Source organism: Halegenticoccus soli (assembly GCF_002844195.1).
Classification (GTDB): Archaea; Halobacteriota; Halobacteria; order Halobacteriales; family Haloferacaceae; genus Halegenticoccus; species Halegenticoccus soli.
Map to the genome: position 1 here is coordinate 442720 of NZ_PEND01000002.1, position 24156 is coordinate 466875.

At 68.7% G+C, this 24156-nt stretch carries 22 protein-coding genes and 3 tRNA genes; 14 read left to right on the forward strand and 11 right to left on the reverse strand.

The genetic code is table 11. The features are described 5' to 3' along the window. Window positions 1–18: 18 nt before the first annotated feature. Window positions 19–636 (reverse strand): DUF309 domain-containing protein, encoded by a 618-nt coding sequence (locus CNO20_RS07225; protein ID WP_101295459.1) that lies wholly within the window; start codon window positions 634–636, stop codon window positions 19–21. 215 nt (window positions 637–851) lie between these two features. Here CNO20_RS07225 and CNO20_RS23675 point away from each other — a divergent pair, with 215 nt between their 5' ends. Further along, window positions 852–995 (forward strand): hypothetical protein, encoded by a 144-nt coding sequence (locus tag CNO20_RS23675; protein WP_233203965.1) that lies wholly within the window; start codon window positions 852–854, stop codon window positions 993–995. 164 nt (window positions 996–1159) lie between these two features. Here CNO20_RS23675 and CNO20_RS07235 read toward each other — a convergent pair. Next, window positions 1160–1232: transfer RNA gene (locus tag CNO20_RS07235), tRNA-Arg, on the reverse strand. 122 nt (window positions 1233–1354) lie between these two features. Between CNO20_RS07235 and CNO20_RS07240 the strand changes: the two genes are divergently transcribed. The 4 genes from CNO20_RS07240 (at window position 1355) to CNO20_RS07255 (ending at window position 5196) form a co-directional block, all read left to right on the forward strand. Then, window positions 1355–2047 carry a hypothetical protein gene (locus CNO20_RS07240; protein WP_101295461.1) on the forward strand — a complete coding sequence of 231 codons (693 nt, stop codon included), beginning with the start codon at window positions 1355–1357 and terminating at the stop codon, window positions 2045–2047. Between the two features lie 154 nt (window positions 2048–2201). After that, a complete protein-coding gene (locus tag CNO20_RS07245; protein ID WP_101295462.1) occupies window positions 2202–3653 on the forward strand; it encodes a single-stranded DNA binding protein in 1452 nt (483 codons plus the stop codon). Between the two features lie 95 nt (window positions 3654–3748). Next, window positions 3749–4180, forward strand: coding sequence for a histone family protein (locus tag CNO20_RS07250; protein ID WP_101295463.1), 432 nt, complete (start codon window positions 3749–3751; stop codon window positions 4178–4180). A gap of 2 nt (window positions 4181–4182) precedes the next feature. Then, entirely contained in the window at window positions 4183–5196 is a 1014-nt protein-coding gene (locus tag CNO20_RS07255; RefSeq protein WP_101295464.1) for a histone deacetylase family protein, read from the forward strand. On the opposite strand, the gene cca is transcribed toward CNO20_RS07255, so the two are convergent. Beyond that, window positions 5175–6626 (reverse strand): CCA tRNA nucleotidyltransferase, encoded by a 1452-nt coding sequence (gene cca / locus CNO20_RS07260; protein ID WP_101295465.1) that lies wholly within the window; start codon window positions 6624–6626, stop codon window positions 5175–5177. The two genes, CNO20_RS07255 and cca, sit on opposite strands and share 22 nt — an antisense overlap. Window positions 6627–6722: 96 nt before the next feature. Here cca and CNO20_RS07265 point away from each other — a divergent pair. Further along, window positions 6723–6795, forward strand: a tRNA-Asn gene (locus CNO20_RS07265). Between the two features lie 319 nt (window positions 6796–7114). Then, window positions 7115–7251 (forward strand) — tRNA-Ile (locus tag CNO20_RS07270). A gap of 183 nt (window positions 7252–7434) precedes the next feature. On the opposite strand, the gene CNO20_RS07275 is transcribed toward CNO20_RS07270, so the two are convergent. Then, window positions 7435–7629 (reverse strand): cold-shock protein, encoded by a 195-nt coding sequence (locus CNO20_RS07275; RefSeq protein ID WP_101295466.1) that lies wholly within the window; start codon window positions 7627–7629, stop codon window positions 7435–7437. Window positions 7630–7884: 255 nt separating this feature from the next. On the opposite strand from CNO20_RS07275, the gene CNO20_RS07280 reads away from it, so the two are divergent. The 6 genes from CNO20_RS07280 to CNO20_RS07300 all read left to right on the forward strand — a co-directional run bounded on the left by CNO20_RS07280 (window position 7885) and on the right by CNO20_RS07300 (window position 12785). Continuing rightward, window positions 7885–8523, forward strand: a complete 639-nt coding sequence (locus CNO20_RS07280; protein WP_101295467.1) for a class I SAM-dependent methyltransferase — start codon at window positions 7885–7887, stop codon at window positions 8521–8523. A gap of 249 nt (window positions 8524–8772) precedes the next feature. Next, window positions 8773–9135 carry an ArsR/SmtB family transcription factor gene (locus CNO20_RS07285; protein WP_101295468.1) on the forward strand — a complete coding sequence of 121 codons (363 nt, stop codon included), beginning with the start codon at window positions 8773–8775 and terminating at the stop codon, window positions 9133–9135. Next, complete coding sequence (locus tag CNO20_RS07290; protein ID WP_101295469.1) at window positions 9128–9952, forward strand: arsenite methyltransferase; 825 nt, start codon at window positions 9128–9130, stop codon at window positions 9950–9952. Before CNO20_RS07285 ends, CNO20_RS07290 begins: the two co-directional genes overlap by 8 nt. A gap of 151 nt (window positions 9953–10103) precedes the next feature. Beyond that, window positions 10104–10253: a hypothetical protein gene (locus CNO20_RS22935; protein ID WP_158237374.1), complete on the forward strand. Its 150-nt coding sequence runs from the start codon at window positions 10104–10106 to the stop codon at window positions 10251–10253. A gap of 156 nt (window positions 10254–10409) precedes the next feature. Continuing rightward, window positions 10410–11888, forward strand: coding sequence for a sugar porter family MFS transporter (locus tag CNO20_RS07295; RefSeq protein WP_101295470.1), 1479 nt, complete (start codon window positions 10410–10412; stop codon window positions 11886–11888). 465 nt (window positions 11889–12353) lie between these two features. Continuing rightward, window positions 12354–12785, forward strand: coding sequence for a type IV pilin domain-containing protein (locus CNO20_RS07300; protein WP_101295471.1), 432 nt, complete (start codon window positions 12354–12356; stop codon window positions 12783–12785). Window positions 12786–12827: 42 nt separating this feature from the next. Here CNO20_RS07300 and CNO20_RS07305 read toward each other — a convergent pair whose 3' ends face one another. The 6 genes from CNO20_RS07305 to kdgK1 all read right to left on the reverse strand — a co-directional run bounded on the left by CNO20_RS07305 (window position 12828) and on the right by kdgK1 (window position 20428). Further along, window positions 12828–13445: a DUF6663 family protein gene (locus CNO20_RS07305; protein WP_101295472.1), complete on the reverse strand. Its 618-nt coding sequence runs from the start codon at window positions 13443–13445 to the stop codon at window positions 12828–12830. A gap of 119 nt (window positions 13446–13564) precedes the next feature. Continuing rightward, complete coding sequence (gene arcD / locus CNO20_RS07310) at window positions 13565–15043, reverse strand: arginine/ornithine antiporter ArcD (protein WP_101295473.1); 1479 nt, start codon at window positions 15041–15043, stop codon at window positions 13565–13567. A gap of 155 nt (window positions 15044–15198) precedes the next feature. Beyond that, window positions 15199–16602, reverse strand: a complete 1404-nt coding sequence (locus CNO20_RS07315; RefSeq protein WP_101295474.1) for a dihydrolipoyl dehydrogenase family protein — start codon at window positions 16600–16602, stop codon at window positions 15199–15201. A 175-nt stretch (window positions 16603–16777) separates the two neighbouring features. Then, entirely contained in the window at window positions 16778–17533 is a 756-nt protein-coding gene (locus tag CNO20_RS07320) for a GNAT family N-acetyltransferase (RefSeq protein ID WP_158237375.1), read from the reverse strand. A gap of 327 nt (window positions 17534–17860) precedes the next feature. After that, window positions 17861–19042, reverse strand: a complete 1182-nt coding sequence (locus CNO20_RS07325; RefSeq protein WP_158237376.1) for a PGF-CTERM sorting domain-containing protein — start codon at window positions 19040–19042, stop codon at window positions 17861–17863. Between the two features lie 432 nt (window positions 19043–19474). Next, the gene (gene kdgK1, locus CNO20_RS07330; protein ID WP_101295477.1) at window positions 19475–20428 is read right to left on the reverse strand and encodes a bifunctional 2-dehydro-3-deoxygluconokinase/2-dehydro-3-deoxygalactonokinase; all 954 of its coding nucleotides are present in this window, start codon (window positions 20426–20428) and stop codon (window positions 19475–19477) included. Window positions 20429–20659: 231 nt separating this feature from the next. Here kdgK1 and CNO20_RS07335 point away from each other — a divergent pair, with 231 nt between their 5' ends. Next, window positions 20660–21661 (forward strand): CapA family protein, encoded by a 1002-nt coding sequence (locus CNO20_RS07335; protein WP_101295478.1) that lies wholly within the window; start codon window positions 20660–20662, stop codon window positions 21659–21661. A 45-nt stretch (window positions 21662–21706) separates the two neighbouring features. On the opposite strand, the gene mutL is transcribed toward CNO20_RS07335, so the two are convergent. Then, on the reverse strand, window positions 21707–24130 hold the full coding sequence (mutL, locus tag CNO20_RS07340; RefSeq protein WP_101295748.1) for a DNA mismatch repair endonuclease MutL: 2424 nt from the start codon (window positions 24128–24130) through the stop codon (window positions 21707–21709). Between the last annotated feature and the right edge of the window lie 26 nt (window positions 24131–24156).

Consider the following 24156-nt stretch of genomic DNA (forward strand, 5'->3'; position numbering starts at 1 on the left):
CGGCGACGTCTCCGCGGCTCACTCGAACAACCCGTCGACGTCGCTCTCGCGCTGTTCCCGCCGCTCGACGTGCTCGCGGAGCCGCCGGTAGACGATCGCCCGATCGCGTTCCCCCGCGGCGAAGTCCATGACGAACGCGATGTACCGGGTCCGCGCGCCCGCCGCCCGCTCCTCGCGGGCGAACTCGACGGCGTCGGCGAGCACCTCCTCGTCGAACCGATCGTCCTCCTCGGCGAGCGCCCGCGCGGCGACGGCCGCCGCCTCGAAGTCGAGGTCGGAGAGCGTCGGTGCGCGCCCGTCGATTTTCAGCGCCGGCGGCCGGGCGCGCTCTACGCGCTCTGGATCGGTCGCGAGCGCGGCGAGGTACTTCCTGACGCCCTCCACGTCGACGCCGCGGTACGTCGGGGGCAGATCCGCGAGGTACTCGCCCGCGCTCTCGGCGAGGCCGGTCGCCCCGAGCCAGTTTCCCCGGCGCGCGTGGTAGACCGCCGCCGTGAACTGAATCAGCCCGTGGAGGAACCGCTCGTCGTCGCTTCCCCGCTCCAGACCGAGCCAGCGGTCCTCCCAGGCGTCGTGGGCGGCGTGGTACTCCCCGGCGTTGTAGACGGCGATACCCGCCCGCAGCGCGTCGTCCATACCGATCGTACCGCGTCGCGCCGGAAAACGGTGACGAGCGGGCGGTAGGAACATCAGTCTGTGCCCTCTCCGTCCGTTGTCGCCGTCGGTGTCGTCAGATCCCGAGCGTCCCACTGGGAGACATGTTTATCTTGGTACCTGTCGAACTGGCTGTCAGATTCCGTATGAGTGGTCGGAGATCGGACCGAGGTCGGGAGTGCGGCCCGGGGAACCACGTGTACGAGATGCGTTCCTCGCGGGAACTGGAACCGCCCGAGCATTTCGAGGAGGACGACGTTTTCGTCGAACTGACGCTCGTAGTCGAAGAGATGATCTGTACGCGGTGCGGCAAGGAGCGAAAGATAGTGACGCACGAGTAGTGCTAGAACTCGATGCAAGTCGCCCTTCACGGATCTATCCCTCGGCGCGCCAGTGAAGGCGCCGACGTCACCAGTGACCGCTCCACTCGCGGTGACGTGCTGAAGAGAAACGTCCTGACGGAGGTTCACGCGAGTGAACCACGTCAGGGCGCGAACGAAGTGAGCGTCCTGACGGAGATTTGAACTCCGGTCCCTGGCTCCGCAAGCCAAGAGGATAGTCCACTACCCTATCAGGACTCATACTCGGATACACGGGAGTGGCATAAGACGGTTACGATGTTGCCGCCCCGTGTTTCGAAGGCACAAAGAACCTTTTGACCATACGAAAGTGCTTTGAAAAGAGGCGACGACGTAGGGGTATGAAACGACGAACGCTCCTCGCCACTGCGGCAGCGGCGACGGGTCTGGGGCTCGCGGGCTGCGTCTCCGACGGGGAGCAACCGGGCACCGGCGGGAACGACGACGAAGAAGGGACTTCGGCGGAGCAGCCCTCCGGCGGGACCGACGCACCCGACGGCGGAACAGACGCGCCAACCGAGGGCACCGGCGAACCGACAGCCGACGCCGACACCGACACGCCGGCAGCGGATACCGACGCGCCGACCGACGGAACGACCGACGCGCCGGCGGACGAAACCGGGACCGACGACGCGACCGAGACTCCGACGGACGGCTCGGACGGCGCGTCGGCTACCCCCTCCCAACCGTCGATCTCCGACCGATCGTTCGCCGAGACCGGTGACTGCTCGGAGCCGGAGACCGCCGAGATCGCGTACGGCGAGTCGTCCGTCGCGGCGACCGGCTGCATCCGCGGGCCGAACGGCTGTTCGGCGGCGAGGCTGAACGGCGCGACGCTCGACGGCGGAACGCTCGAAATCGTCGTCGGGATCGAGGACACGCGGGACGAAAACGAGGTGTGCACGGAGGCGATCGTCCACCTCGGCTACGAGGCGACCGTCGAGTTCGACGGCGGGCTCCCGGAGAAAACGATCGTGATCCACGACGGGATGGACGGACGGAAGACCGTCGCCACCGCCGAGCGACCCGCGTGAGGATCGGTTCGGGCGTAGGTTTATCACCGAAGGCGAGACCAGTACCACCCGTGACGGGGCCGACGCGAGGGAGGAGAAAATCGATAGACTGGCCGGCGGTATCGGCGCAAAGACAACGCTTAAGCGCGGCCCTTGCCTGGATTTCGACACGATTATGGGTGTAATTGAGGACGTGTACGAGGACCTCGACACCGACGTGCCCTTCGAGGAGTTCGAGGCCGCGGTCGCGGACAAGGTCGAGCAGATGGGGGGGCTCGCGGACGAGGAGACGGCGGCGATGCTCATCGCCCACGAGCTGAAGGACGAGGAGGTCAACGGCATCGCCGACATCGAACCGGGCATGGACGAGGTGAAGTTCATGGGCAAGGTCGTCAGCATCGGCGAGCTGCGAACCTTCGAGCGCGACGGGGACGACGAGGACGGGCGCGTCGTCAACGTCGAGGTCGCGGACGAGACCGGCCGCATCCGCGTCTCGTTCTGGGACGCGATGGCGCAGTCCATCGCGGACGGCGAGCTCGAAGTCGGCCAGGTGCTCCGGATCAAGGGCCGCCCGAAGGACGGCTTCAACGGCGTCGAGGTGAGCGTCGACAAGGCCGAACCGGACGAGGACGCCGAGATCGACGTGCAGGTCCTCGACGTGTACCGCGTCGACGATCTCTCGCTCGGGCTCTCCGACGTCAACCTCAAGGGGACGGTCCTCGACACCGACTCGGTCCGCACGTTCAAACGCGACGACGGGTCCGAGGGGCGGGTCGCGAACCTCACGCTGGGGGACGAAACCGGCCGCGTGCGCGTGACGCTGTGGGACGACAAGGCGGACCTCGCCGAGGAGTTCGCCCCCGGCGACTCCGTCGTGGTCGTCGACGGCTACGTCCGCGAGCGCGACGGAGATCTCGAACTCCACGTCGGGTCGCGGGGTGCCGTCGAGGGGATCGACGAGGAGATCGAGTACGTCCCGGACACCGCGGACATCGGCTCGCTGGAGATCGGCCAGACGGTCGACATCGCGGGCGGCGTGATCGAGACCGACCCGAAGCGCACGTTCGAGCGAAAGGACGGCTCGGAGGGGCAGGTCAGGAACATCCGCGTCAAGGACGACACCGGCGAGATCCGCGTCGCGCTGTGGGGGGAGAAGGCGGACGCCGACGTCGACCTCGCGGACCACGTCGTCCTCACGGACGTGGAGATCAAAGACGGCTGGCAGGAGGACCTCGAAGCCTCAGCGGGCTGGCGGTCGACGGTCTCCGTTACCGCTCGGAATCGCTCGGAGGGAGACGCCGCAGACTCCGCCGCCGCCGCCGCGAGCGGGCAGGGGCTCGACGCGTTCAGCGGCGACTCCGCGGACTCGGGGTCGGGGTCGGGAGCGTCCGAGACCTCCGCGTCGTCCGACGCCGGTGTCGGCGGTTCGTCCGGGGCGTCGGATCCGGCGAACGGCGAGACGGTCGAGTTCACGGGAACGGTCGTCCAGGCCGGCTCTCCCGTCGTTCTGGACAACGGCACCGAGACGCGGAGCGTCGACACCGACGAGAGCCTCCGCCTCGGTCAGGAGGTGACCGTCCGCGGTCAGCTTAGGGAGGGTCGTATCGACGCCGAGGAAGTCTTCTGAGCGATCGCGTCGGCGTCCTCGCGAACCGGACAGTTCAATGGCGGAGAACGCCTTAACGGAAAGGATTATACACGGCACGCGCTGGATATGTGGGTATGAGTGTTGAGTTGCCGTTCGCCCCGGTGGACACTATCATCCGCCGTAACGCCGGCGACCTCCGGGTGAGCGCCGACGCGTCCGAGGAGCTCGCCCGGCGGATTCAAGAGCACGGCGCGGCGCTCGCACGGGACGCCGCCGAGCGGGCGACGGCCGACGGACGGAAGACGCTGATGGCGGCGGACTTCGGCGTCGAACAGGTCGTCGACCGCTCGCAGCTCGAACTCCCGGTCGCTCCGGTCGACCGCATCGCCCGCCTCGAAATCGACAGCCGCTACCGCGTCGCCATGGACGCCCGCATCGCCCTCGCAGACATTCTCGAAGATTACGCCAACAACGTCGCGGCCGCCGCCGCGAAACTCGCCCGCCACGCGGATCGGCGAACGATCCAGGCGGAGGACATCGAGACGTACTTCTCCCTGTTCGAATAGGAATGAAATTCGGCTACAGCGACGTCTGCCTCGAGCACGACACCGGAAGCCGCCATCCGGAAACGCCCGACCGCCTCAGGGCGATCCGGCGCGGGTTAGCGAAGCGTCACGGCGTCGAGTACGTGGAGGCCGATCCCGCGACGGAGGACGCTGTAGCCGCCGTCCACGACCCCGGATACGTCGAGGAGGTCCGCGAGTTCTGCGCGAGTGGCGGCGGGAGCTGGGACCCTGACACCGTCGCCTGCGAGGAGACGTGGGACGCGGCGCTCATGAGCGCCGGGCTGGCTCAGTGGGCCGCCGCCGCCGCGCTGGAGGGCGACTCGGGCCGGGAGACGCCGTTCTCGCTCGGCCGCCCGCCGGGCCACCACGCCGTCGCGGACGACGCGATGGGCTTTTGCTTCTTCAACAACGCCGCGGTCGCCGCACAGAGCGCGCTCGACGCGGGCGACGCCGAGCGCGTGGCGGTGTTCGACTGGGACGTCCACCACGGCAACGGGACGCAGGACATCTTCTACGACCGCGGCGACGTGTTCTACGCCTCGATCCACGAGGACGGACTCTACCCCGGCACGGGTCGAATCGAGGAGACGGGCGAGGGGGCCGGCGAAGAGACCACGCTGAACGTCCCGCTGCCCGCCGGGAGAGCGGACGAGGACTACCTGCTCGTCGTCGACGAGGTGCTCGGTCCCGCGCTCGATCGGTTCGATCCCGACCTCCTGCTCATCAGCGCGGGGTTCGACGCCCACCGGCACGACCCCATCTCCCGCATGCGCGTCTCCACGGAGGGGTACGCGCTCCTGACGGACCGCGTTCGCGGCGTCGCGGACGACGTCGGCGCGGCGCTCGCGTTCGTCCTCGAAGGCGGGTACGGCCTCGACACGCTCGCGGAGGGCGTTTCGATGGTCCACGAGACCTTCGACGGCCGCAAGCCCATGGAGCCCGAGGACGAGGCCGACGACGACACACGGGATCTCGTCGAGGAGATCCGCGAGATTCAGGGCCTCGGGTCGAAGTAATCCGCGAGTTCGCCGCCGAACTCGTCCGCCAGTTCCGCGACCTCTCGACCGACGAGCACGTCGTACCCCCGTCGGAGTTCCCGCTCGACCCGCGCTCCGAGGGCCACATCGAACAGCGATTCGCTCCGCAGGAATTCCGCGGCCGTCGTGAACTCCCGGTCCCGCTCGACGACGTACCGATCGTCGACGAGGAACGGGCCGTACACGTCCTCGTCCTCGTACTTTCCGAAGAACCCCTCCGCGTGCTGTCGGACGTGCACCGGCGGCCCTTCGTGCCGTTCGATCGCCGGAAGCGAGGCGACCGCCAGCTCGACGAACAGCACCGCCCGCTCGTCCGCGAACGTCGCGGCGCGGAGGGGGGCGAACCCTCGTCGGTCGAGCTCCGAGACGACCCCGTCGAGCGACTTGTGGAGCTGCGGGTAGAGCTGGTCCTCGACGACGTCCGGCGCGTCGAAGACGACGGCGACGGGTGCGGTGCCGCGGGCGTCGACGCGCGCTTCGACCTCGGACTCCGCGAGCGGGGCCCGGTTCGGCGGGAAGAACAGCTCCTCCCGCGGGTCGTCGAGCAGTTCCCTGGCGTAGTGTTGCAGGCGGGCGACGTTCTCCGCCGAGAGGACGGCCGCGACGTTCCGTTCGGGGTCCGTGGGATCGATGACGACCACGGGGTCGTCGAACGATTTCCGACCGTGGTCCTCCGGGTCGAGTTCGACGGGGGGGTGCCAGTCGGCCGCGGCCTCGATCAGCGGTTCAAACCCGCCGTATTCGAGGACGAGCAGTTCCGACAGGTACCCCGAGAAGCCTCGCGTTCGGAGGTCGCTCCCGTACGCGCCGATCCCCTTCAGGAATCGCTTGAAGATCCGGACGTCGCCGGCGAGGTCGTCGTCGAGGCGCGCGTCGAGGTAGGCGTTGTGGAACGGCGTTCGATCGACCGCGGACCGGATGTCGGTCGCGGCGGGCACGCCGTAACACGGCACGAGATCGACGTCGAACCCCTCGAACTCGCCGGTGACGTAGGGGTGTTCGGCGAACTCCTCGCGGCCGTCCGGCAGGACGGCGCGTCCGACTTCGAGTCCGTAGCGCTCCAGTTCCTCCCGCGGGAGCGACGGCGGGAAGCGGACGAAGAGGTCGATGTCGCGGTCGCCGGCGAGCCACGTCCCGCGGGCGGTGCTCCCCACCTGTAGCACGTCGCCCTCGACGGGGAGGTCGGCGATCACGGCCTCGACGCGCGCCGAAAGCGCCTCCGCGGCCGCCGCGAGACGCTCTCTTTCGTCCTGGCTCGGATCGACGCGCTCGCGGACGGCCGCGACGACGCGGTCGAGATCGGAGGACGAGACGGTTTCGTCGCCGTCGAGATCGGAGGATGAACCGGCTTCGTCGCCGGGATCACCCCCCGGTTTCGTCTCGTCGCTATCGTCGTCGGTGCCGGTCATGTCCGCGGGTTTCGTTGCGGGCGGCGAAAGGGTGTCGGTGCGTCCGGGGTGAAAACGAAAGCCCTATCAAATAACCTCGAATACGGTAGAGTGCGAGCCGTCGTAGCTCAGTTGGTAGAGCACCTCGCTGTTAACGAGGTGGTCCCAGGTTCGAGCCCTGGCGACGGCGCTTCTTCGCACATCGACGCTCGAAGGACTATCGCCTCTCGGCTTCGACGACTCCTGTCCAGATCGGACGTCCGTATTTGACTGACTTGTATTTGCAGCCTCAACGGATAGTCACGCGCAGTTCGATTTTCGGCGTATGCGTTCAGTCGTCGGCGCCGTTCGGTCGGTGCTCCGCTCGGTGATCAACCTGCTGATCTTCGTCGTGACGCTCCCCCTCCGGTTGCTCCGGCGGATCCTGTGACCCGTATGTGGCGTCTCGGTGGAACCTTCACCGCGAGAGAGTAACGCTCAAGAGGGCCGCACCGGTAGTCGTTCCTGTCGGGCCCTTAGCTCAGTCTGGTTAGAGCGCTCGGCTCATAATGGCACCCGAAGCGGCGTCTTGACCTCGAACGCGAGGTTCGACGGTTCGGCGTCATGGGACACCGAGTGGTCGTTGGTTCGAATCCGACAGGGCCCATCTGAGTGCCTGAGCGACAGCGAAGGCCGACGTGCTCTCCCGAAGGATTCGAACGACAGAACGAGGGAGTAGAGCGACCGACGTTCGAGTCCCCGAAGCGAAGCTCGCCGTGAGGTGTCTCGGTGTTACAAAAACAAAAGTACGTGAGTCGTTTTGCCGCGTAACGCGGCGTACTAAACTGATTTACAGGCGCGTGAGGTTCGTCGCGCGCGGGCCCTTGGGGGCCTGTTCGATGTCGAATTCCACTTCCGTTCCTTCCTCGAGGTCAGCGCCGCCGATGTCTTCCATGTGGAAGAACACGTCGTCGTCCGCGTCGTCCGTCGAGATGAAACCGTAGCCGCCAGTGTCGTTGAAGAAATCAACGTTACCTTTCGCCATTGCTTTTGAACACAACGGGGGTACACGGATAAGGCTTGCGAGGGTCGTAGTACCACGATCGAGATTCAGTTGACACCCTGTTCCGAAGAGGAAGAAACAGTGAGCAAACGTACTCGGATCGTCGAACGGCGAGCGATTCGGCGACCACTCGGGCGGCGATCGATCGGACTCCTGTAGTACCCACGCTTTCGGCGGCCGTTTCGGCCGTCGAAAGTTCGAGGGGGCTTTACGGACGGCGCGTCAGAATTGACACCCGTGGATCCTAACGAGGTTCGTCGTCAGTGGGAAGAGCGGTCGGGAGAGTTTTCGCCGGAATACTACGCCTACTACGGCCAGAACGAGACGAGCGAATCGATCCGAAGAATCCTCGAACGGCGCGTCGGCCCCGACGCGGCGGTCTTAGAACTCGGTTGCGGCCCGGGTCGGCACCTCTCGTGCCTTCACGAACACGGCTTTTCGAACTTGAGCGGCGTCGATATCAACGACCGCGCGTTCGAGGTGATGGAAGACACCTACCCCGACCTCGCCGCGCGCGGAACGTTCTACGCCGACGCCATCGAGGACGTCGTCGACACCTTCGACGATCGCCACTTCGACGCGATCTTCTCGGTCGAGACGCTCCAACACATCCACCCGGACGACGGCTGGATCTTCGAGGAACTGGCCCGGATCACGGACGAACTCCTCGTCACGGTGGAGAACGAGGGCGACGAACACCGCCGTCCGAGCGAGCCCGCGGTGAACTACATCGACGGCGACTTTCCCTTGTACTATCGAAACTGGGGGCGGGTGTTCGCCGCGCTCGGTTTCGTCGAGGTGGAGACGGAGCGGGGGGAGAGAGACACGCTGAGGGCGTTCCGATCCCCGGAAGAGCGGGCTTCCCGCTCGGAGTGACTCTTCGCGCCGTCGACGACCCGCTCCCCGTGTTCGAGGATCTTCCCGGCGATTCCGCTCCGCGATCGACCGTGTGGTGCGGACGCGCCGAATGCCGCCGTGACCACGGCGGTCGGCGGCTGCAACTCCCCCGTCGTCGCTCGTCCGATCGCGCTCTCCGACTCCATTCGTCACTTGCTGTCGCCCGCGTCGGGATCACCGCGATCGAAACAGCCATATTAGCACACCATAATATTAGGAATAGCTAATATGACACCCAAACGAGAGCGGTATCACGCGACGAGCGCGACCGAGTCGTGCTGTTCGACCGGTCACCGGCTTTCGGACGCCGAACTGGCCGCCGACGTCCGGCTCCTGGCGGCCGCGGGGAGCGAAACGCGGTACGAGGCGCTCCGCCTCATCGCGGACGCCGACGGAGAGGTTTGCGCCTGCGAACTCGAACCCGCCCTGGCCGTGAGTCAGGGGGCGGTCAGTCAGGCGCTTTCCCGTCTCCGCGCCGCCGGGCTGGTCACGCGGCGAAAGGACGGGCGGTGGCGCTACTACGGCGTGACGCCCGAAGCGGAACGGCTGCTGAGCGCGCTAGACGAAATTAGAGAGTCCACCCATGAGTGAAGACGCGGCTTCGACGGAGGCTGAATCGGGAGATCTAACCGCGGCGGAACAGCGGCGGGCCGTCCGAGAACGGTACGCTCGCATCGCTACGGAGTCGTCCGGCTGCTGCGGCGAATCGACGGGCTGCGACGAGGCGGACGCGGACGATCGGGCGAAACGGCTCGGCTACGCTGAAGACGACCTGGCGTCCGTCGCGGACGGAGCCAACCTGGGACTCGGCTGCGGTAACCCGAACGCCCTCGCGTCGCTTCGGGAGGGGGAAACCGTTCTCGACCTCGGTTCGGGGGGCGGCTTCGATTGCTTCCTCGCCGCTCGGGAGGTCGGCGATTCGGGTCGCGTCATCGGCGTCGACATGACGCCGGAGATGGTTGAACGGGCGCGGGAGAACGCGGAGAAGAACGACGCGCGCAACGTCGAGTTCCGTCTCGGCGAAATCGAGCACCTTCCCGTCGCCGACGGGTCCGTCGACGTCGTCATCTCCAACTGCGTCGTCAACCTCTCGCCGTCCAAGCCCCAGGTGTTCCGCGACGCGTACCGCGTTCTTCGACCGGGCGGACGGCTCGCGATCTCGGACGTCGTGGTGACGGCGAGCCTCCCGGAAGACGTGAGGAGCGACCCCGAATCGGTCGCGGCGTGCGTCGCCGGCGCGTCGACTATCGACGCGCTCGAAGAGATGCTCGCCACCGCCGGCTTCGAGCGGGTTCGCATCTCGCCAAAGGGGGAGAGTCGGTCGTTCATCCGCGAGTGGGACGACGACCGCGACCTCGGCGACTACCTCGTCTCCGCGAGCATCGAAGGCCGAAAGCCGGCGCACTGAGCGATCCGCCGCGCTTCGGTCAGTGCGCACGGACCCGCGTCCGCGAGTCAGCGGCGGAGGACCGTCGGGACGCGGGTCCGCCGTGGAGCCGAACGGGCATCGGCGATCGACCGAGCGAACCTATTTGCGCGTATCCGGCGACCGACTAGGTATGACCGACGACCGCCGGGACTGCCCGCTCTGTGAACGACAGTTCGAACACCTCGACGACGTTCGCGTCCATCTGACCGACGATCACACGAAACAGGCCCTGGCGTACGGACTCATCGGGGCGACGGGAGGAGCAGGAAGCGATCGCTGATCGGCGAGTGTCGCTTTCAGATCGATTGTCCCTCTCCCTCACAGTCAAACGCGGTGACACGAATTCATCAGGTAAAACAATCTAAATTGAAGTTCGTTTCTTATTTATCATAGTCTTTGTATATCCTCACCCAAAATCGGGACATACGGAGCACACATGGCAACCACTACCGACGCGTGGTTCGGAGCCGGCGGTGGCGACAACCGATTCGTCTACGTCACCGCCGCCCTCGCCGCGCTGAACGGGCTACTGTTCGGATTCGACACGGGCGTCATCTCCGGGGCGTTTCTCTACATCAGAGAGGCGTTCGAGATGACCTCCCTTTTCGGGATCGCGATGGATCCCTCCTGGGTGCAGGGGCTGGTGGTGAGCGGCGCGCTGATCGGGGCGGTGATCGGCGCGGCCACCGGCGGCTACCTGGCCGACAGAATCGGGCGGCGGCGGCTCATCCTGATCGCGGCCGTCGTGTTCTTCGTCGGGTCGCTGACGATGGCGATCGCGCCGAACGTCGAGGTGCTCGTCGTCGGCCGCGTCGTCGACGGCGTCGCCATCGGCTTCGCCTCCATCGTCGGGCCGCTGTACATCTCGGAGATATCGCCGCCGAAGATCCGCGGGTCGCTCGTGTCGTTCAACCAGCTCGCCATCACCAGCGGCATCCTCGCGTCCTACCTGGTGAACTACGCGGTCTCGTACTTCGTGGACTCCGTGCTCACCGGCGAGCTCGCGTGGCGCATCATGCTCGGGACGGGGATGGCCCCCGCCGTCGTCCTGCTCGTCGGCATGCTGTTCATGCCCGAGAGCCCGCGGTGGCTCGTCGAGCGCGGCCGGGAGAGCGCCGCGCGCGACGTCCTCTCGCGGACCCGCGACGAGGCGGGCGTCGAGGCGGAGCTGAACGAGATCAAACAGACCGAGGAGATTCAAGAAGAGGGGCTCTCGGAGCTGTTCGAGCCGTGGATCCGGCCGGCGCTCGTCGTCGGCATCGGGCTCGCGGCGTTCCAGCAGGTGACGGGCATCAACACGGTCATCTACTACGCGCCGACGATCCTCGAATCGACCGGGTTCGGGAACTCCGCGTCCATCCTGGCGACCGTCGGCATCGGCGTCGTCAACGTCGCCATGACCGTCGTCGCGGTGCTGCTCATGGACCGCGCCGGCCGCCGCCCGCTGCTCATGGTCGGCCTCGCCGGGATGACGGTCACGCTCGTCGTGCTCGGTGCGGCGTTCTTCCTGCCGGGGCTGTCGGGCGTCGTGGGCTGGGCGGCCCTCGCGAGCCTGATGCTCTACGTGGCGTTCTTCGCGATCGGCCTCGGGCCGGTGTTCTGGCTCCTCATCTCCGAGATCTACCCGCTCAAGGTGCGCGGATCGGCGATGGGCGTCGTGACGGTCGTCAACTGGCTCGCGAACCTCGTCGTCGCGCAGACGTTCCTGCAGCTCGTCGACGCCTTCGGGCAGTCGGGCACGTTCTGGCTGTACGCCGCGCTAAGCGCCGTCGCGCTGGTCTTCACGTACTTCCTCGTGCCCGAAACCAAGGGCCGCTCCCTCGAAGCGATCGAGGCGGACCTGCGCGAGAGCGCGCTGGGCTCGGAGCGCACGGCGCTCGCCGAGGAAGGGACGCCGGAAGACAGTCTCGACTGAGGCCCGGCGGTCACTGACCGCGGACCACCGATCGCTGATCGCCGACCGCCGGCCACCGGCCACCGCCGCTCTCCGGCCGCGGGTCTCGAATACCGACCATCTCGTATTTCGGACGTGTTCGCCCGAGCGACGGCCGTCGTTTCGACCCGCGGTGAGCCCGAAATCCGCTCGTAAATCGCGACTGTATTAACATCCGAGCGAAAATAGGTCGGACAACGCATCCGTCTACTGTACCAACCCAATTCCGGCGTAGGCTGCCGATTTAACGAAGGATATCACTCATTTTAACACAGTATTAATTACCAGATAGTTATTTATGTAATGGCTTCGTGTACACGGGTGAACACGTCGGAACGGCGGGACGGTGGTCCGGCGCGCGGCCGATGCCCGGCTGCGCGCCCGGGGGGAGCCCTGGGAGGTGCCCCCGCAGCGTCCGCTGCCGGTGCGGCGTGGGAGAGGGAGATCATGCAACTGAGAAAACTATTGACGGAGAATCGCGCGGTGAGTCCGGTGATCGGCGTCATCCTGATGGTCGCCATCACCGTCATCCTGGCGGCCGTGATCGGCACGTTCGTCCTGGGACTCGGAGATCAGGTGCAGCAGACGGCTCCGCAGGCGAGCTTCTCGTTTGACTTCCATGACGGTAATCAAGTAACTATTACACATGATGGCGGAGACGCAATTGAAGAAGGGAATGACCTGACAACTGTGAGTTCAGGTTCGTTCTCAGGTTCTGATGACTGGGCTGACTCCTACGGTACAAGTAAAGTTACCGCTGGGGACTCAATAACGCGAACGCACGATACCAGCTGGGATGGGGAAACTCTCAGGGTTGTCTGGAATCGAGGCAACGACAATTCCGCAACTCTGGCCAAAGCGACGGCTCCGAGTGCGTAAATAGCGCACTCGTCCTTCTAACGCCGACAGAATTTCACCAGTTTACGAGTCCACGGACCCGTCCGAGACGTACGTCTCACGCACTGTCCTTGCAAGCAGCCCGTCCTTCTCGAACGCGATGTACACGACGACGAACGGCTCGTCCGCGGGTCGCATCACGAACACCTCGCGGTCGCCGTCGTCGTCCAGCCCCTCGTTCGCCCGTTCGATGAGCGGTTCGATCGGGAGCACGCCGCTTTCGAACTCTCCGAACACGTCGCGCGCGCCCGGTTGCGCCGCGAAGACGTAGAGCACGCCGTTCGGGTCGCCGTCGGTGTTGCGCGTCACGCGGGAGTTCATCGCGTCGCCGTCGGCCTCGGCCGCCATCCACGTCTCCCGGGCGGCCTCGAACAGCCCCGTCACGCCGTCGAGAAAGCGGATGCGCGTCCGCCGCAGCACGTCGATCGCCTCGAACCGCGGCGTCCCGTCGTCCCCCCAGGACAGCGTCGCGTCGACGAGGTAGCCCGGTTCGAGGCCGGCGACTGCCTCGTCGAGCGCCCCGTCGTACCCGTCGGTGCCGACGTAGGTCGGGTCGAACGACTCGGCGTCGATCAGCAGGAGCTCGTCCGGCGCGCGCGGCCGCCCGAGCACGCGGAACCGCCCGCTCGTCGAGAGTTCCATGCCCGGCGGTAGCCCGCCGGGAGACATAAGCCGGCCGACTCGCCGCACGGCGGCGCGGACGGGAGAGCAGACGGCGACGGACCGCCGCTCGGTCGCTCGGCCGTTCGCGACCGGGCCCCTCAGTCGTTCGAGACCGACTTGACCGCGCCCGCGATACCCGCCGTCGTCTCCTCGTCCTTCCTGGTGATGCGCCAGCCGGTGAGCCCCATCGCGACGAGGATGAGCGGCGAGAGGATGCCGAGGAAGTAGTACGGCGCGTACTGGAGCGTCGGCACGCCGAGCACGCCCGCCATGTACACGCCGCCGGCGTTCCACGGGATGAGCGCGCTTGTCGTCGTCCCGGCGGCCTCGACGGCCCGCGAGAGGTTGCGGCTCTCGAGGTCGAAGTCGTCGTACAGCCCGCGGAGGCTCATCCCCGGAACGACGATGCTCATGTACTGCTCCGCCGCGAGGACGTTCATCCCGAAGGCCGAAACCGCGGTCCCGGCCGTCAGGCCGGCGACGCTCGACACCGCCTTGCCGAGGTGGTACGCGAGCACCGCGAGCACGCCCGTCCGTTCGAGCAGCCCGCCGAGCGCCAGCGCGGCGATGACGATGGTGATGGTCCACGCCGACCCGATGAGCCCGCCCGTGGCGAGGAGCTCGTTCACGAGTTCGACGCTCGTCTCGGGCGAGGTGCCGTTCTGCGCGACGTCCCACGCCGCGACGAACCCCTCGACGCTCAGCGCCCCCTGGACGACGACCTGCGTCGCGACGCCGGCGAAGACGCCCGCGATCAGCGACGGGAGCGCCGGGTACCCCCGGAGCGCGAGCCCGAACGTCACGAGGAGCGGGAAGAACACGAGCGGCGTGACGGCGTAGGTGTTCGTGATCGCCGCCTGGATCTCCGCGACGCGCCCCGCGGGGATCGAGCCCGTGGCCGTCAGCCCGAGGTAGGCGTACCCAAGGAGCGACAGCCCGAGCGCGATCCCCGTTCCGACGCGCATCGTCCGAATGTGCGTCAGGAGGTCGGTGTTCGTCACCGCGGCCGCGAGGTTCGTCGTGTCCGAAAGCGGCGAGATCTTGTCGCCGGTGTACGCGCCGGTCAGCACCGCCCCGGCGGTCATCGGCTCCGGCACCCCCAGCCCCGCGCCGATCCCGATGAACGCGACGCCGAGCGTGCCGGCGGTGGTCCACGACGAGCCGACGGCGAACGCGACGCCCGTCGCGAGGAGCGCCGTCACGGGCAGGAACACGGTCGGCGAGAGCAGGTCCAGCCCGTAGTACACGAGCGCCGGGATCGTCCCGGCGGCGGTCCACACGGCGATGAGCACGTAGATGACGAAGATGATGAGGATCGCCTGCATCCCCATCCTGAGCCCGTCCACGATGCCCTCGTACATCCGCTGCCACGGGATGCCGACCCAGTATCGGCCGACCAGGCCGGTGAGCACGATGCCCCACAGGAGGGGCATGTGCGCGTCGAGGCCGAGGGCGATCGCCCCGACGCTGAGGAACGCGAGCATCCCGACGACCGGGACGAGCGCCTGGGTCAGCGTCGGGCGCTCGTCCTCGGGGATGTCGTCGTATGTCAGCGGCTCGAACGATAGTGTCGCCATACGGCCGACGGTATTTGGTTCGCGCATTTGTATTTGTGGATCTCATGCGCGTTAGTCATCGAATGTCGTGGTGCTCGGTAGCGCCCGGCTGGGACGCGGGGCTCGGCGACTCGGAGCGGGTCGCCCCACGCGGCGATGCGGATCGCGCCCGACGCTCAGCCGACGTTCGCGCTCGCGCCCCGGAAGAGCGCGTCGAGGATCTCCGGCGTCGTCGGGTGGTAGGCGCGGTCGGGGAGGTCGCGCACGTCGAGGCCGAGCTCGACGACGACCTGCATCGCCTTCGCCATCACGTCGGCGTGGTAGTGCAGCCCCTGATAGCCGAGTACGGCGCCGTCGTCGGCGTCGACGACCAGCGATGCCCGCCCGCGGGGGACGTTCTTCGTCTTGAACACGCCGTCGTCCTCGGCCTTCCGCGCGACGTGCACGTAGTCCAGTCCGGCCTCCTCGGCCGATTCGACGGAGTGGCCGACGCGGGCGTACGGGTAGACGCCGGCGGCCGAGAAGATCACGTGGTGGTGGACGTTCTCGTACGGCTCCGGCGGGTCGCCGCGGGCGTGCGCCAGGAGGTTCTCCGCCGCCCTGTACCCCTGCTCCTTCGCGACGTGGAGTATCGGCTCCTTGCCGTTTGCGTCGCCGACGACGAACGTCCGCGGATCGTCGGTGGCCTGCATCGTGTCCGAAACCCAGCCGTCCCCCGGCGACAGCGACGTGTTCTCCAGCGCGAGGCTGCCGAGGTTCGGCCGACGCCCCGTGAACAGGAACAGCGCCTCGGCGTCGACGGCGCGCGGTTCGCCGTCCGCGTCGACGTGCAACCGGACGCCCGAGTCCGTCGCCTCGACCGACTCTTCGTGCGTATTCGTGAGGATCTCGACGCCGAACTCCTCACGGTACAGCGACAGGAGTTCGTCGCCGTACTCGGGGTCAGCCTCGTCCAGCGGCCGTTCGTCGTGTTCGATCACCGTGAGATCCCCGACGCCGGCCTCGGCGAGGTACGGGACCATCTCCAGCCCGACGTAGCCGAAGCCCATCACCACGCCGGACTCGGGGAGGTCAGTCGCGTCGAGCACGTCCGCGCTCGTCCAGTAGTCCACCTCGTCCACCCCGGGGAGGTCCGGGACGTTCACCGTCGAGCCGGTGGCGACGACGACGTAGTCGGCCTCGAACGTGCGGTCGCCGGCGGCCACGACGCGGTCGTCGAGAAAGCGCGCGGTCCCGTGGACGAACTCTACGCCGTCGAGGTCGGCGAGCTGGTGGACCGCGTTGCGGCGGTGCTCGGCGAACGCGGCGACGTGTCGGTCCTTCGTGGCGACGACCTTCCCGAGATCCAGCGTCGGCGGGTCGCCCGAGAGCCGCGGGTCGTGGCGAACCTGGTACCGGTGCGCCGCGGCCGACAGCACCTCCTTCGAGGGCATGCAGCCGCGGAGGATACACAGTCCGCCGCCCGGCTCCCCGTCGTCGACGAGAGTGAGCCGATCTAACTCTTCCCCGACCCGTTCGCTCAGCGCTTCGGCCGCGGCCACACCGGCGCTCCCGTACGCGCCGACGATGACGACGTGCATACGGGTACGTTTCGTCCGGGGGGATTAGCAGTTTTGCCGATCGGACGCGCCCTCCGCAGAGCCGAGTATCTCGCGCCCGGTTCGAACGCCGTCGGCTCACGGGGCGGGGGAACCGTCACTCGGCGTGGAAACCGTCGCTCGGAGGTGAAATCGTCGCTCGGAGGCGGGATGCCGGTCAGAGGTACGAGCTGTCCCACTCGTCGGCGCGGTGGGTGTTTCCGCACTCCGCACACTCCATCCGGCCCAGGTCGTCCATGTCCACGTCGAGCGACCCGCAGTTGCCGCAGAAGTACCCGTACGGCTCCTCGCGCCCCTCGTCCGTGTACGCGCGGTAGAAGACCGCCTCGGTTCCCGGCTCCCGCTCGTCGGCGGCGACGTACACCCGCGTTCCGTCCTCGTCGGTGGCGGTCTCGGGCGGTTCGACGCCCTCGTCGTCGGACTCGTGGTCGGCTTCCCCCTCCGCGTCTCCGCCCTCCTGCGTCGACTCGTCGTCCTTCGGCCCCTCGCTCTCCGCTTCACCGGACTCGGCGTAGACGTGCTCGACGAACGTGTCGTCGCCGAGATCCGCCTCCCGATCGTCGATCCGCTCGAAACCCATGCGTTCGATGAAATCACCGCCGTCGGTGCTCTCCGCGAGGACGCTCGCCTGAACGTGTCTCGCCCCGCGCTCTGCGAGCGCGTCGACGGTTTCCTCGAACAGCCGGGTTCCGATGCCCTCGCCCCGGTGTTCGGGATCCACGAAGAGCCACCTGAGGTCGCCTCTCCCCTCGCCGAGATCCCCCTCGGCGACGCCGACGACCGTTCCGTCCTTCGCGGCGACGAGGAGCGTCGCGTCGGTCGCTTCCAGCTTCCGCTCGACGCTCTCGTCGCCGAACTGGTGGTCGATGATGCTGTCGATCTCCTGCGGACTGAGGGCGTACGACGTCGTCATCGAACTCCTCACGACCTCCCGTACCCGCGCGACGTCGTCCGGTTCCGGTTCGTAAATCTCCATGGTGGTTCGTGGTTTGGCGGCGTGGCGTGGTCGAACCGCGGAGCGCGAGCGGTCGAGAACCGCTCCGGCGGTCGAGGGGATCGCTCCGCGTTGCGGTGCGCTTTCTCCGCGGGTGCAACGTCGGCCGTTGCGGCAATCAGTCTGGCGGCCGACCGCGTCACCCGATCGGCGCGTCCCTCGCTCGGACCGCCGCCGTCGCGCCCGGCCTTCCGTCTCCCGCCGCCGCATCCTTCCGGATCTACCGCCGTCGCACCGACCCCCGGTCTACCGCCGTCGCGTCGCCAGCGCGGCGACGGCGAGCAGCGCGGCGACGGCGACGCCGATCCCGAATCCGGGGCTGTCGGTCTCCGTTTCCGACTCGTCGGCGGACTGCCCGCCGGAGTGTTCTCCCCCGGAGCCGTCAGTCGAGTTTCCGTTCTGACCCCGCTCCGCGCTTTGCACCGCCGCCTTCGCGTGCGGCCCGGAGTACAGGCCGAGCGAGCGCGACGAGAAGTGCGTCACCGCCATGAGCGCGTTCACGGTCCCGTTCGGGCCGGTTTCGGCCACGACGTATCGCGGGGTGTCCCCGTCGACGGCGCCGCCGAGCGCGCTGTAGGAGGGGGACTCCTCGGCGAGTCTCCCGTCCACCGTGACCGCGAGCGAGTCGACGTCGAGGAGGGTCGGCGAGACGGTCGCGAGGACCAGCGTTCCCTCCTCCGTCTCCCGATCGACGGTCAGCTCCACGGCGCCCTCGCTCCGGTTCGTCACGTCGACCGTCGTCCCGCCGTCGTACGCGACGACGTCGGCGACCGTCTCGTTCCCCCGATCCGTCACGTACACCTCGGCGGCCACCGCCCCCTGTCGAATGTAGCTCTCCTGTTGCTCCTCGGCGGTTTCGCGCTCGTCGGCGTACGAGCGAACGACGAGCTGGTCGTCGCCGTCGATGTTCGCCACGACGCTCCCGCCCTCGACGGACACCTCGCCGTCGCCGACGACGAACACGGACGCCCGCGTGCCGTTTTCGGTCGTCACGGAGGCCGCTCCGCCCTCGTACGCGACCTCGGCGCCCTCGCTGGCGTTGAGCTGCACGTACTGGCTGCGCCCTTCGCTGCGGACGACCATCACGCCGTGTTCGTTGTCGTGAACGCGGACCGTCGCCCCGCTCTCCGTGTTCAGCGTGGCGCCGGTGGCCGTCCGATCCGCCAGCGCGACGGGACTCCCCGAGAGCGGCGCGACCGACGACAGCGACGGCCCGATGTTGATGATGCCGCCGTTGTCGACCTCGCTTCTCGCCTGCACCCGAACCGACGACAGCAGCCGCTCCCCGCCGACGGTGTAATTCGTGACGCCGGTCGCGTCGGTGCCGATGGCGACGCGGGCGCCGTCGAACGACGCCGACCCGGCGCCGGGCTGCGACTGCGCCGTCGAGACGGGCGCGAAACCCGCCGTCGCGAGCAGCACAGTCATCGCTACTGCGAGGGCTCTCATCGGGTTCGACGCTCGGCGCTCTGCGGCGTATGCTTTCTGGCCACCTATCAACCGGATGACTCCCCGTCCCCGTCGTGGGGTGTCCGTTTGGGCCCGGAGCGAGCGGGGGTCGAGATCCGTCACGGCGTCGGGTGTGACGTACTGCTTGTACGGCGCCCCACCGCCTGACGCGGCTCGGGATCGACGAGGTGATCTACTGGTCGACGCTTCGCTCGCGGTCGCCACGCTCGCGACCGCCTGGGCGTTCTGGCCCGCCGCCGACCGGAAGCTGTTCCGCGTAGTCGACGCTCGTGTCCCTCATCATCGCCGCCGAAGACCGTCCCCGAGGAGCACTCCGAGTCCGCGCGGGTGTACGATCCGCAGAATCGGGATCCGATCCGCCTATTTTCGTCTCTAGGCGCCGCCTGGGCGCTACCGTGCGATCTCGGCGGTCTCCTCGCCGAGCACTTCCTCGACCTCCTCGCGCGTGACGACGGCGACGTCGCCCGGGATCGTGCGCTTCAGGGCCGCCGTCGCCGCGCCGTACGCCAGCGCGTCGGTGACCGCGTCGCCGGCCAGGCGGCGCGCGAGGAACGCGCCGACGAACGCGTCGCCGGTGCCCACCGGGTCGACGGTCTCCGTCTCGAAGGCCTCCTGCTCGTAGATCGTCCCGTCGTTCCAGGCCAGCGCGCCGTCCTCGCCCCGCGTCACGACGACCGTCTCGAAGCCCCACTCCTCCGCGAGCGCGGCGGCGACTTCGTCGGCGTCGCCGTCGTAGCCGAGCACGTTCTCCGCGTCGCGGATCGCCGTCACCAGCACGTCGACGGACGGGAAGAGCCCCGTCAGCGTCTCCCGGGCCTCCTCGGGCGACCACAGCTTCGACCGGTAGTTCACGTCGAGCGCCGTCGTCGCGCCGCTCTCGCCGGCGACGTCGAGGAGTTCCGCGGTGGTCCCCGCCAGCGCGTCGGAGAGCGCCGGCGTGATGCCGCTCGTGTAGAAGGTCCGCGCCTCGCGGACGCGATCGAGCGGGAGCTCCGCGGCCGTCGCGGTCGTGACGGCGCTGTCCTCGCGGTCGTAGATCACGCGCGTCCCGCGCGGAGCGGTCCCCCGCTCGACGAAGTACAGCCCCTGCCTTCCGGCGTCGCTCCAGACGATCTCGGTCTCGACGCCGTTGCCGCGGAGCTCCCGGACGACCTTGCGCCCCAGCGCCGTGTCGGGGAGCTTCGACAGCCAGGTCGCCTCCGCGCCGAGCTGGGAGGCCGCGACGGCGACGTTGCTCTCCGCGCCCGCGGGGTAGACCGCGAGCTCGTCCGTCGCCTCCAGGCGGTTCGTCCCGGGCGGCGACAGGCGGAGCATCGTCTCGCCGAACGTGAGTACGTCGGTCATCGCTCCCTCCTTCGCGTGCGGGTAAATAGCATGTGTAGTGCAAAGCCGGAGCTGATATAAGTGCTGTTCGTTGTCAGGCGAGCGACTGCGCCGGGTTCCCGCGGGCGAAACGAGCCGGATCGCCGGCCCTGATGCCGGTGCGGAATCAGCCGGCTTCCGATCCGGCGTGTTCCGTCTCCCGATCGTCGGTCCGGGTCGGCGTTTTTGCCGCTCCGCGCCGTATCTCCGCGTATGCCCCCGACGACGCACCTCGGCCTGACCGGGGACGTGATGCTGGGGCGGCAGGTCGACGCGCGACAGCGGACGCGGGACGTAGACGCCGTGTGGGGCGACGTGCTCCCCCGACTCCGATCCCTCGACGGGCTGTGCATCAACCTCGAGTGCTGCCTCTCGACCCGCGGCCGGCCGTGGACCCGGACGTACCGGCCGTTCCACTTCCGGGCCGATCCCGACCGTGCGCTCGGCGCGCTGTCCGCCGCCGGCGTGGACTACTGCAGCCTCGCGAACAACCACCTGATGGACTACGGGCCGGACGCGCTCGCCGACACGCTCGACGCGCTGGACGGCGCTGGGATCGCCCGGGCGGGCGCCGGGCGCACCCTCGCGGAGGCGCGCGAACCCGCCTCCCTCGCCGTCGATGGCCTCGACGTCGCGTTCGTCTCGTTCACCGACAACACGCCCGAGTACGCCGCGACGGCCGACTCGCCCGGAACCGCGCACGTCAGGTTCGACCTCGACGACCGGGAGTCGCGCCGCGCCGTGGAGGCGTCCCTGTCCGCCGCCCGCGGCGCCGACCCGGACCTCCTCGTCGCCTCCCTGCACTGGGGGCCGAACATGGTCACGGAACCGCCCCCGGCGTTCCGGCGGTTCGGCCGCTGGCTCGTCGATCGGGGCGTCGACGTCGTCCACGGCCACAGCGCCCACGTCTTCCAGGGGATCGAGGTGTACGGGGGCCGACCGATCGTCTACGACGCCGGCGACTTCGTGGACGACTACGTGGTCGACCCGGAGCTGCGAAACGACCGGAGCTTCCTGTTCGACCTTCGGATCGACGGCGACGGTACGCCGGTCGAACTCCGCCTCGCGCCCGTCGAGATACGCGACTGCGCCGTCCACCTCGCGGGCGGGGAGGCCGCCGAGTGGTGTCGAGAGCGGATGCGGGAGCTGTCGGACGCGTTCGGAACGACGTTCGATCGGGAGGGCGAGGAACTGGTGCTTCGGATCGACGACTGATCGCGGCCGCGCGGAAGGTCGCCGGTCGGGGGTAAGGAGTCGGCTTCAGTCCTCGCGCCGCCGACCCAGGTGGCCGGGGTAGTCGCGCTCGAACCGATCCTCGATGTCCTCCCGGTCGAACCTGATGATCACCGGGCGGCCGTGGGGGCACGCGTAGGGGTTCTCGCACGCGTCGAGCGCCTCCAGGAGGTCGACGACCGACCCCTCCGTGAGCGACGTGTTCCCCGTGATCGACGGGTAGCAGGCGAGGTCCGCGAGCAGCGAGTCGGCGACCGCGTCGACCGTCTCCCTCCCCCCGTCGCGCTCCTCGGCGACGAAGGCCGAGAGGGCGTCGCGCAGGAGCCCCGGGTCGAGCGCCGCGTCGAACACCGCCGGGACGGTCCGCACCTCGACGGTCCGCTCGCCCGTCCGGCCGGCGTGGAACCCGACCCGTGCCAGCGCCTCCGCGTACTCCTCGAACAGCGCCGCCTCGCGGGCGGTCAGTTCGAGTTCGACCGGCTCGGCGAGCGCCTGCGTCGGCGTGTCGCCCTCGACCTCGCGCCGCAGGCGCTCGTAGTTCACGCGCTCGTCGGCGGCGTGCTGGTCGACGAGCACCATCCCGTCGTCGGTCTCGGCGACGACGTAGGTGTCGTACAGCTGCCCGAGCACCCGCATCCGCGGGAGCGCGTCGAACTCCCGCTCGCCGGTCGCCTCCGCCCCGTCGAGCGTCCGCTGGGTCGTCGGGCCGACGACGCCGAAACGATCGCGACGGGAGCGTTCCGTCCCCCGACTCCCACCTGTCTCGCGGTCCCCGGTCTCCCCCTTCGCCCCCGAGACGCCGAACTTCGCGCTGCCAGCCGCGTCGTCCGCGTCGTTCGCGCCGTCTACGCCGTCTGCGTCGTCGGAGCCGACCGAGGACGAGGACTGCCACGGCCGGGGCGACGGTCTGTCCGCGCGCGGCGCGCCGACCGGCCGAGTCGGATCCGCCCGGCCGCGCCCCTCGTCCGCGGTGTCGGTGCCCGGAGCGTCGGTGGTCGTCGTGTCGGCGTCCCCCGACCCGGCGTCCGTCGCGCCGGCGTTCGCTTCGACGGTGTCGCCGATCGGCGCGTCGGGGTCCGAACCGTCGGTGCCCCGATCGGCAGCGGGCGGACCGTCGTCGGCCCGATCGTCCGGCCGGGTCGTCGACGACCCGGATTCCGCGGCTTCCTCGCTCGTCGGATAGCTCTCGCCGTCCGCGGTGCCGTCCGTCGCCGAGTCGCCCTCCGGCCGAACCCGGCTCAGCGTCCGCTCGTGACGGCTCCGGCCCGCGCGGACGCCGCTCGCCCGCTCGTGTTCGCTCCCGGCGCCGCCGACCACGTCGCCGCTCTCGGGCTCCGGTGCGACCTCGGCCTCGGCGGGCGCCGACCGCCCCCGCGGGGCCGTGGAGCGGATCAACCCGTGGTCGAGCAGCGCCCCCTCGACCGCGCGCTCGACGGCGCGCTTCACCGCCGACTCGTCGTCGAAGCGGACCTCCATCTTCCGCGGGTGGACGTTCACGTCCACCGCGCCGGCGGGAACGTCGACGAAGAGCACCGCGAACGGGTAGCGGTCGGGGGCGAGCTGCCCGCCGTAGGCGTCGAGCACCGCCTCGCGGAGCGCGCCCGCCGTGACGTACCGGCCGTTGACGAACGTCGAGAGGTACTCCCGGCCGCTCCGGGTCGTCTCCGGGTGGCTGACGAGCCCCGATACCGATTCGACGGGGGTTCCCTCGTCGGCGACGGTCCCCTCGACCGCCACCATCGACTCGGCGACCTCCCGGCCGTACACCGCGAGGACGGCCGATTCCAGGCCGCCGCCTCCCTCGGTGGCGAACACCTCCCGGCCGTCGTGCGTCAGCGAGACGGCCACGTCCGGGTTGGCGAGCGCGTACTGGGTTGCGACGGTGTTCACGTGGTCGAACTCCGTGGCGTCGGTCTTCAGGAACTTCTTCCTCGCGGGCGTGTTGAAAAAGAGGTCCTCGACCTCGACGACGGTCCCCGGCGGACAGCCCGCGGGCCGTACTTCGCCGACCTCGCCGCCCTCGACCGCGAGTTCGGCTCCGGCGCCGGTCTCGCCGCGGGGCTTGCTCCTGATCGTGGTCCGCGAGACGGCGCTGATCGTCGAGAGCGCCTCGCCCCGGAACCCGAGCGTGCCGACGCCCGCTTCGAGGTCGTCGACGCCCTCGATCTTGCTCGTCGCGTGCTCCTCGACGGCGAGTTCGAGGTCCGACGGGGCCATCCCGATCCCGTCGTCGCGGACGCGGATTCCCTCCTTGCCGCCGCGTTCGACGGCGATCGACACCCGCGAGGCGTCGGCGTCGAGGCTGTTCTCGACGAGCTCTTTCACGACCGATGCCGGCCGCTCGACCACCTCGCCGGCCGCGATGCGCTGCACCGTCGCCGCGTCCAGGGTCCGGATCGTCGGGCGGTCGTCGCCGCCGCCGGCGCTTTCGGCCGGCTCGTCGTCGCTCACCTCGCCGGCGTCCACGGCCGGCTCGT